Here is a 9229-nt window from a genome sequence, read left to right as displayed (position 1 = left end):
AGGCGCACCTCGACGCAGTCGCCGCCGAGCTCAACGACCGACCCCGCAAACGACTAGAGTTCCAAACCCCGAACGAAGTCATCGGTAACATCCTGTTGCGATGACCGCTTGAATCCGCCGATCCGTCTGCGGGCACTGCGCGCAAGCGGTAACTAGTGGGCGGATCAGAGCGCGTTCGTTCGCGATCCCTGGGTGTTCCGCTCTGTCGATGTGGCCTGTCCTCGCCCGTCCTGGCGGGTCGTGGACGGCCGCCGGCTGTCCGACCTGACTGCGAGCAACGCCAATCGCGAGGATCTTTGCGGCAGTACCCGCGCGCCACGGCCTCTTGGTCTTGTTAGTGATTGACTCTCGATCGTGAATTGGATTGCTGAGGCACTTGCGACGGGACTGGCCGCAACGACCTTTCTGATCGGGTTCAGCTCTCTGCGACTTCGGGCTGAACGAGATCGGGCCCTCGCTCGCTCGGACGCTGTGGTCGCCGAGCTTTCTCGAGCGGGAGCAATCGACCGAGTTGTCACTGACGGCGAGGTCCTCGCCGCATCAGAGGGTCTACTTCAGGCGGATCGAAAGGATCCCATCGGCAAATGGACACTCGTGTTAGCGTCGGTGACTCTTGGGCTGATGGTTGCGCTTGCCACGGTCGAGGGCGCAACCTCGGGCCTGACGTTTTCAATGAACCCCTTCGAGTGGACAGGCGGAACATTCGCTGTCGGATTCTTTCTGGTCGTAGACGCTGGAATTCTCGCCCTCGGCATCGCGGACTATCGCTGGGTGGGTGACGACCTTGATCGGCGACTTCGTGCGAGCGTCGTCCACGTCGCTGCGACCGCGATCGCACGTCACAAGGCAGGCGAGGCAGCAGCTGCACTCTCATTCCTTGAGGAGGTAACTCGGCGCACGCCTTCTTGGCCATGGGCCCATGCATTTAGGGCGCATGCGCTGATGGGGCTTGGCCGGTACGAGGAAGCGATGGATTCTGCGACTCGTGCAATCAGCCTTGACTCCGACAATCCATGGTGGCGAATCCTCCGTGCCGAGATCTGCGTTGCCGCGGAGTGGTATACCGAAGCGCTCGAGGAACTGGATCGGTCTAATTCAGTCCCTCTCAGTGCAGTCGCGGTGAATCCCTTGCGGGGTGCCGCGCTCTATGGGTTGGGTCGCCGCGCAGAGGCGCTGGAAGCATTTGACCGTGCTATCGACCTCAGCCCGACGGACCCCCTGCGCCGGATGGAACGAGGTCGGGCCCTACTCGGCTTCCAGGACGGAACCGGCCACGACCTTTCGCCATCCGAGGTCTTGATCGACATGCTGCTCGACGATGGAGATCGCGTTGCATTGCAAGCCGTGACAGCGATGGGAAGGTCGAGGCTTCGCGCACGCGACGCGGAGTCGGCACTCGCTGACTTTGACTTTGTTATCGAGAAGAAGGCTGGCAATGCGGAAGCTCATCTGTGGCGAGCTGCCGCGAGATACCAGTTGGGGGATACCGAAGGCGCTGAGGAGGATTTCGCCTGCGCGCTCGACCTTGGCGTACCGCGACGCCGAGTACACCTTCGGCGGGCCGACGCGCTTCGCCGTTCCGGACAGAACCTCGCCGCGGCATCCGAGTACTCAGCCGCAATTGAATTCGAGTCGACTGCCAACGCCCATCTCGCACGAGCGTTCATTCGCCAACGACTCGACGACGTAATCGGCGCGTCCGAAGACTTTGCCCGCGTGATCGATCTCAGGCCCGATCACGCCGATGCAATGGCGCACCTTGCTGAGACGCTGGCGGATCTAGATCGGACTGAGGAGTCGGAGGACGTGTTCGCACAAGCGATCGGCTTGGGCACAAGTGTCGTACACACCTACTGGGTCTGGATTAGCACGCTGCTGCGGACTGGTCGCGGGGCCGAAGCCGAGCCTGTGCTCGCGCTTGCCTTGGCGTCGGCAGTGGATGACGAGGACCGATCACGACTGTTGGCGTTGGCCGGAAGTGTCTACGCGCAACTGAGGCTGTTTCGCAAGGCTCTCGACGCTCTCGACGAAGCCGACCGCATGCAACCTGACTCTCCCGAGGTCTCATACCGGCGTGGGCTCTGTCTCCGAGCTATGGGCGACATTCCGGCCGCAATTGACGCGTTCTACGTTGCGATCGATCGGCCGTGGGCCAATCAGTTTGCAGCCCTTGCCAGTCGATCGGCCCTTTACCGCAGCATTGGAAGGCTGGATGAGTCGCTCGCTGACATCTCTGCCGCGATCCGCCGCGAACCAGAGGATGTCCGCCTGCGGGTGAGTAGGGGATGCCTCAATACGGAGCGTGGTGACCTTGATATTGCCCTCGCGGATCTTGACATGGCATTGCAGATCGACCCAACGAACGTCTCTGCTCTCGGCCATCGACTTCAAGCGCGGAACATGCTTGGTGACACCGATGGTGCGGCCGCTGACCTCGACACCCTTTCGCAAGCTCTGGGGCCGGACGATCCGAAGGTGCTTCACGCTCGCGCATCTGCGCTCTTCTCGACTGAGGACTGGGAAGGTGCCGCCCAGCTATATCGACGGATACTCGTCAACGATGACGACGCGGGGATCCTGTTCAACCTCGGGGCGGCGTATGTAAACAACTCGCAGTTCGAGGAGGCCGAGCAAGTCTTCCAGGTCTTGGTTAGGAGGCGTGAATCAGTCGCGGACCGCGCCGGACTGGCCCTATCTGTCAGCCTGCAAGGACGCTCCGAGGAAGCGGTCGCGATGTTTCGCAGGCTTCGAAACGACAACTCACTCGAGATCGAGCATTGGATGACAACGCTCAAACCTGAAGTACTGCCAAACTACGACCGCGTGATGGCGGACTGGCATGAGTCCGATGACCCTCCGGGGCGCCAGACCGATTAGCTCAGGTTATTGGGCCCGGTGTGCTGCTCGACGACGCTTCACGGAGGTGTCGCGCGAACGATCGCGAGTGGCTCAGCGTACGTGTGCCCGCCCCACTCCAGCCGCTACCAGCATCCCGGCCGAGACGAAGGTGGCGATGCCGAGGCCGAGCTGGAGCGCCGTCCCGATGATCGTCATGCCGGCTCCGCACCACGATGCGACCGATGACCATCGGCGCGACGTCAGAGCGCCGACGGCTCCGACAACCAGGCCGATCGTGCACAGGATGATGCTGGGCAGCACGGCCGCGACCCACAGGCCCCATCCCGTCTCGCCGGCCGGCCGGGACCCGGAGTAGAAGGTCGCGGCGTAGTACGTCCACCATCCGATCCACCCGAGCGAGATCGAGGCGAATACCAGGAACACGACCGCGCGACCGCGCGACGGCCTCGCCACGGCGACCAGAAGCCCGGCCACCACCAGCACAGCTGACATACCCCCGAGCACCACGGCCACTCCGAGGTAGCCGATGCCGTCGGCGCACACCCACGTGCCCACCGGACCCCACTCCCCGCCGATACCCCACGAACAGTTGAAGTGCAGCGTCTCCCGTACAAGGCCGAGCGCCCACCACCCGAAGAAGAAAGCCAAGACGCCGCCGAGCAGGACCGCCACCGCGGCTTCCGGACCGCGCGCACTCCGGACTTCCGTCGCGTTCGAGCGCGCATCATCCATCGACTTGGCCGCCACCCTCACGACGCTATCCGCCGCAACGCCCCGTGTCGCGCAGCCCGTGAAGGGTCGCTCAGCGGGCACCGGGTTGGGGCGTATGAGACCAGCGCCAATCGTTTCTTGGACGGGTCCATTCTTCGCGCGGCTCATTCCACTCGCGAGCGACATCGGTGAGCCAGATCGTGGAGTCGGGCGCCCAGCCGGCGATCACTGATCCGTATTCCGCGTCGAGCTCGATGAACTGGGTGGCTGCCGAGAGGTACCCGAGCGTCGTGAGGTGCACGGCGTCCCATCGCTCAGCGACGCGCTGCCAATCGGGGATCAGCCACCTCCCGTCACGTCGGGTGACTCGGAACCAGTCGTGTCGACGGGATGCGGTGATCTCCATCGGGTAGTGGCGGCATAGGTCGGCCCAGTCTTCGGGCGACGTGATCTCAAGCGTCCGCCCCGCCCCGCGCACCGGGATGATCGTTGCGACCTCCCAGCCGAGGGAGTCTTCGACCAGCTCGAGGGCATCCAGGACGCTACCTCGCGTAGTGAGTAGTCTCTGCGGAACCGACCACCACGTCCCCGACCAGTTCGCGTGCGGGTTCGCGGGACGCTCCCGCGCTGATCTCGCTTCGTCCTCGCGTTGGTCGCGCGTCCATTCCGCGAGGACCGCCGCGGGCTTCGGCTCCAGGGGCGCGGCGTCGCTCAGGGGGCGCCAGTCGACCGCCCACTGCACGGTTGTGCGTGTCGCGGTCAGGTCTGGGATCGCTGCCACTACGAGCTCGGCGACGTGACGGAGCGCGTCCCGTACTGCGGGATGGGCCGCCAGGACGTCCTCACCATCGGGCTCCTGCCAGTACCGAGCTAGGTCAACTGTGGTCTGCAACGCCTCCCGGACGATGTCCTCACGGGCTGTGGCAAGCATGACGCCGTCGATGAGCGCCGCCACCTCTTCGCTGGTGTACGTGGGAGGCTCTTGATGGGCGGAATCGTCGCCGACGAATCGTCGACGCTGCACTCCCGGAGGGGCATCCTGCTGGCGACCAAGCCAGAACACCGCTGAGCGCACCGATTCATCAGTTCGCATCACGTACTCCAGGCACAGCCGACGGCCGCGCGGCCCCCGCATGAGGGCGTCCACGAGATCGGTCACCATCCCACCTTGCCCGATTACCGCTCCACCGTCGCAGACTGCATCTCTTGCGCACGTTGGCCGGTCGCGTACCGAGCGTGACAGGCGCCTCCGCCGGCTGCCGTGGGGGGGAGTAGCCACGCAGCCCCTCCGCGAGATCACGAGGTGCACGTTTAGCCCGCCCGGTCACTACGCACGCCAAGGTACGCCATACGATCGGCTCAGCACCCGCGGGGGCGCGTCGGCACCGGGCATCAGCTGCTGTGCGACAAACGCGGCATCAAGTCAACCACCGGCAAGGCGTCAGTCGATGCGCCGATGTCTTTGCAACGCCTGCGCCGACACGCGCGGAAGCCCCGCGATCCCTGGATTCAGGGATCGCGGGGCTTTCGACCGTGTCGCGACGGCTCACGCTCAGCTGATCTTCTTGCGGTAGATCGCCATCGCGCCGATGTAGGCGACGATCAGGATGCCGACGCACCAGGCCAGTGCGACCCAGATGTCGTTGCCGACCGGCTCGCCCGCGAAGATGCTGCGGAGGGAGTTGACGATCGACGTGACGGGCTGGTTCTCGGCGAACCAGGCCACCGGCGCCGGCATCGTGTCGGTGGGCACGAATGCCGAGCTGATGAACGGCAGGAAGATGAGCGGGTACGAGAACGCGCTCGCACCGTCCACGGTCTTCGCCGACAGCCCCGCGATCACGGCGATCCACGTCAGCGCAAGCGTGAACAGGATCAGGATGCCGGCGACCGCGAGCCACTCCAGCACACTTGCACCGGTGCGGAATCCCATGAGCAGCCCGACGCCGACCACGATCACGAGCGAGATGACGTTCGCGACGAGCGAGGTGAGCACGTGCGCCCACAGCACGGAGGACCGTGCGATCGGCATGGACTGGAACCGCTCGAAGATCCCGCCCTGCATGTCGAGGAACAGGCGGTACGCGGTGTACGCGATCCCCGATGCGATCGTGATCAGCAGGATGCCGGGCAGCATGTAGTCGATATACGAGCCCTGGCCGGTGTCGATCGCCCCGCCGAAGACGTAGGTGAACAGCAGCATCAGGGCGACCGGGGTCACCGCGGTGGTGATGATCGTGTCGGGGCTGCGCAGGATGTGGGTCAGCGAGCGACCGGTCAGGACGGCGGTGTCGCCGGCGAAATGGGTGGTGGCGCTCATGATCGCTCCTTACTCGTGTTGGTGACGGCCGGCGCCGAGACAGTGGCGCCGGAACCGGTGGTGCGGTTGCCGACGACCGCGAAGAAGATCTCCTCGAGGCTCGGCTGCTTCTCGACGTACTCGACCTTGGCCGGCGGCAGCAGCTGCTTGAGCTCTGCCAGCGTGCCGTTGACGATGATGCGGCCCTCGTGGAGGATCGCGATGCGGTCGGCGAGCTGCTCGGCCTCGTCGAGGTACTGCGTGGTCAGCAGCACCGTGGTGCCGCCGCGTGCGAGCTCTTTGACCGCGCCCCACACCTCGAGGCGCGCCTCCGGGTCCAGGCCCGTGGTCGGCTCGTCGAGGAAGATCACCGGCGGGTTGCCGATGAGGCTCATCGCGATGTCGAGCCGACGGCGCATGCCGCCGGAGTAGGTCCCGGCCCTGCGGCCGCCGGCATCGGTGAGCGAGAAGCGGGCGAGCAGGTCGTCGGCCACCGCGCCCGGGTTCTTGAGGTGGCGCAGCTTCGCGACGAGCGCGAGGTTCTCACGCCCGGTGAGCACTTCGTCGACGGCGGCGAACTGGCCGGTCAGGCTGATCGACTCCCGTACGTCGCCGGGCTGCCCGGCGACGTCGAAGCCGTGCACGATCGCGGATCCGGCATCCGCCTTCAACAGCGTCGCAAGGATTCTGATCACCGTGGTCTTGCCCGCTCCGTTCGAGCCCAGCAGGGCGAAGATGCTGCCCCGCGCCACGTCGAAGTCGACGCCACGCAGCACGTTCAGTTCTTTGTACGACTTCTCCAGGCCCTTCACCTGGATGGCTGCAGCGGTGGTCATTTCTGCTCTCCTTCTTCTGCGTCGGCGATCGCCCGCTTCAGGCGAGCACGCTCCTTGTCGATCCACTGGGTGGCGTCGTAGGCGGCGGCGAACGTCTCGGCGAACTCGACGGGGTCGTCGCCGACGATGTCGCGCACCGGCGTCCCGTCGGCCGCCGCGCGGTCCCACAGGTCGGCGAAGTCACCGAGCATCGTCATCATGACGTCGCCCTCGGTCGGGAACCCCGAGTACATGAGGTAGCGCTCGGTCGCCTTCGCGACGGCGCCGTACGGTTCGGGCAGCGCGTTGATCCGCGCCTTGTACTGCCTGTACTGCTTCTTCTGCTCGAGAGATCCGGTCAGGAACTCGATCCATTTCGCGGCCATGTCAGTTCTCTTCCTTCTCGGTCTGGCTGTGGTTGTCGTCATCTGCCTGGTTGTTGTTGTGGAGCTGTTCGATCCGCTCCGAGAGGAAGCTCCACGTCCCCCAGAAGTCTTCGAGCTGCTCGCGCCCGCTCGCGTTGAGCGAGTACACCTTGCGCGGCGGTCCCTTCTCGGACGGGACCTTCTCCACGTCCACGAACCCCCGCTGCTCGATGCGCACCAGGAGGGCGTAGACGGTGCCCTCGACGATGTCCGAGAAGCCCTGGTCGCGCAGACGCGCCGTGATCTCGTAGCCGTACGCCGGGCGTTCGGCCAGGATCGCAAGCACGATGCCCTCGAGAGTGCCCTTCAGCATCTCCGTCATCTGATTGCCCATCGCAGTCACCTCCGATCTACTCTGTGTTGCTGACTACCACTAAACGGTAACACTAGGTACTGGTACTTGGCAACACCAAGTACCAAGTTTTTCCGGGCACGCAGAAGGGGACGGATGCTGCGGCATCCGTCCCGTGCTGGCGCTGTCAGTCCGTGGCGCCGGTGGCGACCGACTCGGGGATCTCTCCCGGCCGGAAATTCGGCAGTCGGCTCGCCGGCACGATCGCCAGCGCGCTGACGCCCGCGAGGATCAGCAGCCCCAGCTTGAGGGCGCTCAACCGCGCCTCCTCGTTGAGGGCGACGGCGGCGTCGACCTGCGCCGGCGTGGCGTCGGTCTGCTCGAGCACCTCGTGGAGGCGGTCGTTGCTGACGAAGTTCACACGGTCGAGGTCGACTTGCGACGCGAGCTCCGGGGGGATCTCGGGATGGTCGGCCAGCGACGAGATGACGTTCACGCTCAGCATGCCCACCAGCAGAGCACCGGCGACGGCGGTGCCGACTGCCGAGGCGAGGTTCTGCGTGGTGCCTCGCACCGAGCCGACATCGCCGGCGAGCTCCTTCGGCGATGCCGTGACGAGCACATTGAACACCAGGGTCACCAGGGCGCCCTGCCCGACGCCGAAGACGAACAGCCCGAGGATGGTGGGCAGCGTCTCCCAGTTGTTCGTCACGACGAACGCCAGCCACACCAGCGCCACCGTGGTCAGGCCGAACGAGAACATCCCGATCGCGCGCGGCGAGAAGCGCCGGTAGAACCGCACCACGAGCATCGCCGTGAAGAAGACCGTGAGGTTGAACGGCAGCATCGCGAGCGAGGTGTCGAACGGAGTGCGCCCCTGCACGATCTGGATGTAGAGCGGGATCGTGAAGTTCAGCGCGGCCTCGAGCGCCACGACGATGAACATCGCGTACACCGCTGCCCTCTCGCGACTGGAGCCGAAGACCGACAGGCTCACCAGCGGCACCTTGCCGGCCTTCGTGCGGCGCCGCGTCCAGAGAAAGAAGAGCTGAACCAGCACAAGGCCGATCAGGATCAGCAACGGTGCCGGCGAGAGTCCGAGGATGTCGAACGGGGCATCGGGCCGCGCGACGAGCAGGCCCCAGCTGTTGAGGTTGTTGACTCCGAGCGTGAGCGCGACGATGCCGAGGCCGATCAGCAGCGCCGCTACCAGGTCGATCTTGATGCCCGGGTTGCCCGGCGCACCGCGCAGGCGGAAGCTCAGCACGAACACCGCGATCGCGATCACCAGCACGACGACGAAGACCTGCCGCCACCCGACGAGCGTCGCGAGGGTGCCGCCGATGAGGAACGCGCTGACACCGGCGAGCGCCCGCGCGGACCCCAGCGAACCGATGGCGGTCTCCTGCTGGCGACCGTGATAGTTCTCGGCGATGAGAGCGACCAGCGACGGCACGATGATCGCCGCGGATGCCCCCGCCACCGCCTGCGCGGCGATCACCCAGCCCACGGACGGACCGAACACCATCATGATCGCCGAGCCTGCGAAGAGGCCGACGACGATGCGGAACATGAGCACCCAGCCCACCCGCTGCCCGATCTTCGCGCCGACCATGACCAGCGCGGCGACGACGAGACCGTAGGTGACGATGGCCGTGCTCACGTCGGTGGGCGGGACCCGGAACGTCTCGACCATGCCGCCCAGCGACACGGGCAGCGCCGAGACGTTGTAGGACATCAGGATCTGGGCGAGGAACAGCCCGATCATCGGGATCCAGGACGCGCGCGCTTCCTGGACCGGGGCCTGGTCGGCCGTCGTGGTCGTCAT

The 9229-nt window shown here is 65.6% G+C and carries 8 protein-coding genes; 1 reads left to right on the top strand and 7 read right to left on the bottom strand.

The features are described 5' to 3' along the window. Positions 1 to 621 precede the first annotated feature (621 nt). Complete coding sequence (locus ACLKM7_RS09155) at positions 622 to 2877, top strand: tetratricopeptide repeat protein (protein ID WP_436446887.1); 2256 nt, start codon at positions 622 to 624, stop codon at positions 2875 to 2877. Positions 2878 to 2949: 72 nt separating this feature from the next. On the opposite strand, the gene ACLKM7_RS09150 is transcribed toward ACLKM7_RS09155, so the two are convergent. The 7 genes from ACLKM7_RS09150 to ACLKM7_RS09120 all read right to left on the bottom strand — a co-directional run bounded on the left by ACLKM7_RS09150 (position 2950) and on the right by ACLKM7_RS09120 (position 9229). Then, positions 2950 to 3606, bottom strand: coding sequence for a hypothetical protein (locus ACLKM7_RS09150; RefSeq protein WP_436446886.1), 657 nt, complete (start codon positions 3604 to 3606; stop codon positions 2950 to 2952). 55 nt (positions 3607 to 3661) lie between these two features. Beyond that, the gene (locus ACLKM7_RS09145; protein ID WP_436446885.1) at positions 3662 to 4729 is read right to left on the bottom strand and encodes a hypothetical protein; all 1068 of its coding nucleotides are present in this window, start codon (positions 4727 to 4729) and stop codon (positions 3662 to 3664) included. A 393-nt stretch (positions 4730 to 5122) separates the two neighbouring features. Beyond that, positions 5123 to 5890 carry an ABC transporter permease gene (locus ACLKM7_RS09140; protein ID WP_436446884.1) on the bottom strand — a complete coding sequence of 256 codons (768 nt, stop codon included), beginning with the start codon at positions 5888 to 5890 and terminating at the stop codon, positions 5123 to 5125. Next, entirely contained in the window at positions 5887 to 6705 is an 819-nt protein-coding gene (locus ACLKM7_RS09135) for an ABC transporter ATP-binding protein (protein WP_436446883.1), read from the bottom strand. The genes ACLKM7_RS09140 and ACLKM7_RS09135 overlap by 4 nt, the downstream gene beginning before the upstream one ends. Then, positions 6702 to 7070 carry a DUF1048 domain-containing protein gene (locus tag ACLKM7_RS09130; RefSeq protein WP_436446882.1) on the bottom strand — a complete coding sequence of 123 codons (369 nt, stop codon included), beginning with the start codon at positions 7068 to 7070 and terminating at the stop codon, positions 6702 to 6704. The genes ACLKM7_RS09135 and ACLKM7_RS09130 overlap by 4 nt, the downstream gene beginning before the upstream one ends. Position 7071: 1 nt before the next feature. After that, entirely contained in the window at positions 7072 to 7443 is a 372-nt protein-coding gene (locus ACLKM7_RS09125; protein WP_436446881.1) for a PadR family transcriptional regulator, read from the bottom strand. Between the two features lie 145 nt (positions 7444 to 7588). Further along, a complete protein-coding gene (locus ACLKM7_RS09120) occupies positions 7589 to 9229 on the bottom strand; it encodes an MFS transporter (RefSeq protein WP_436446880.1) in 1641 nt (546 codons plus the stop codon).

Source organism: Microbacterium sp. I2, from assembly GCF_051364985.1.
Lineage (GTDB): Bacteria > Actinomycetota > Actinomycetes > Actinomycetales > Microbacteriaceae > Microbacterium.
The sequence above is the reverse complement of the archived record's forward strand: the minus strand, read 5'-3'. Positions and strand labels throughout refer to the sequence as shown.

What these genes read in the sequence shown, in the direction of transcription:
- ACLKM7_RS09130 (WP_436446882.1), bottom strand. Translation starts at nt 7,070, where the DNA reads ATGGCCGCGAAATGGATCGAGTTCCTGACCGGATCTCTCGAGCAGAAG.
- ACLKM7_RS09125 (WP_436446881.1), bottom strand. Translation starts at nt 7,443, where the DNA reads ATGGGCAATCAGATGACGGAGATGCTGAAGGGCACTCTCGAGGGCATC.
- ACLKM7_RS09155 (WP_436446887.1), top strand. Translation starts at nt 622, where the DNA reads ATGGTTGCGCTTGCCACGGTCGAGGGCGCAACCTCGGGCCTGACGTTT.
- ACLKM7_RS09135 (WP_436446883.1), bottom strand. Translation starts at nt 6,705, where the DNA reads ATGACCACCGCTGCAGCCATCCAGGTGAAGGGCCTGGAGAAGTCGTAC.
- ACLKM7_RS09120 (WP_436446880.1), bottom strand. Translation starts at nt 9,229, where the DNA reads ATGACGACCACGACGGCCGACCAGGCCCCGGTCCAGGAAGCGCGCGCG.
- ACLKM7_RS09140 (WP_436446884.1), bottom strand. Translation starts at nt 5,890, where the DNA reads ATGAGCGCCACCACCCATTTCGCCGGCGACACCGCCGTCCTGACCGGT.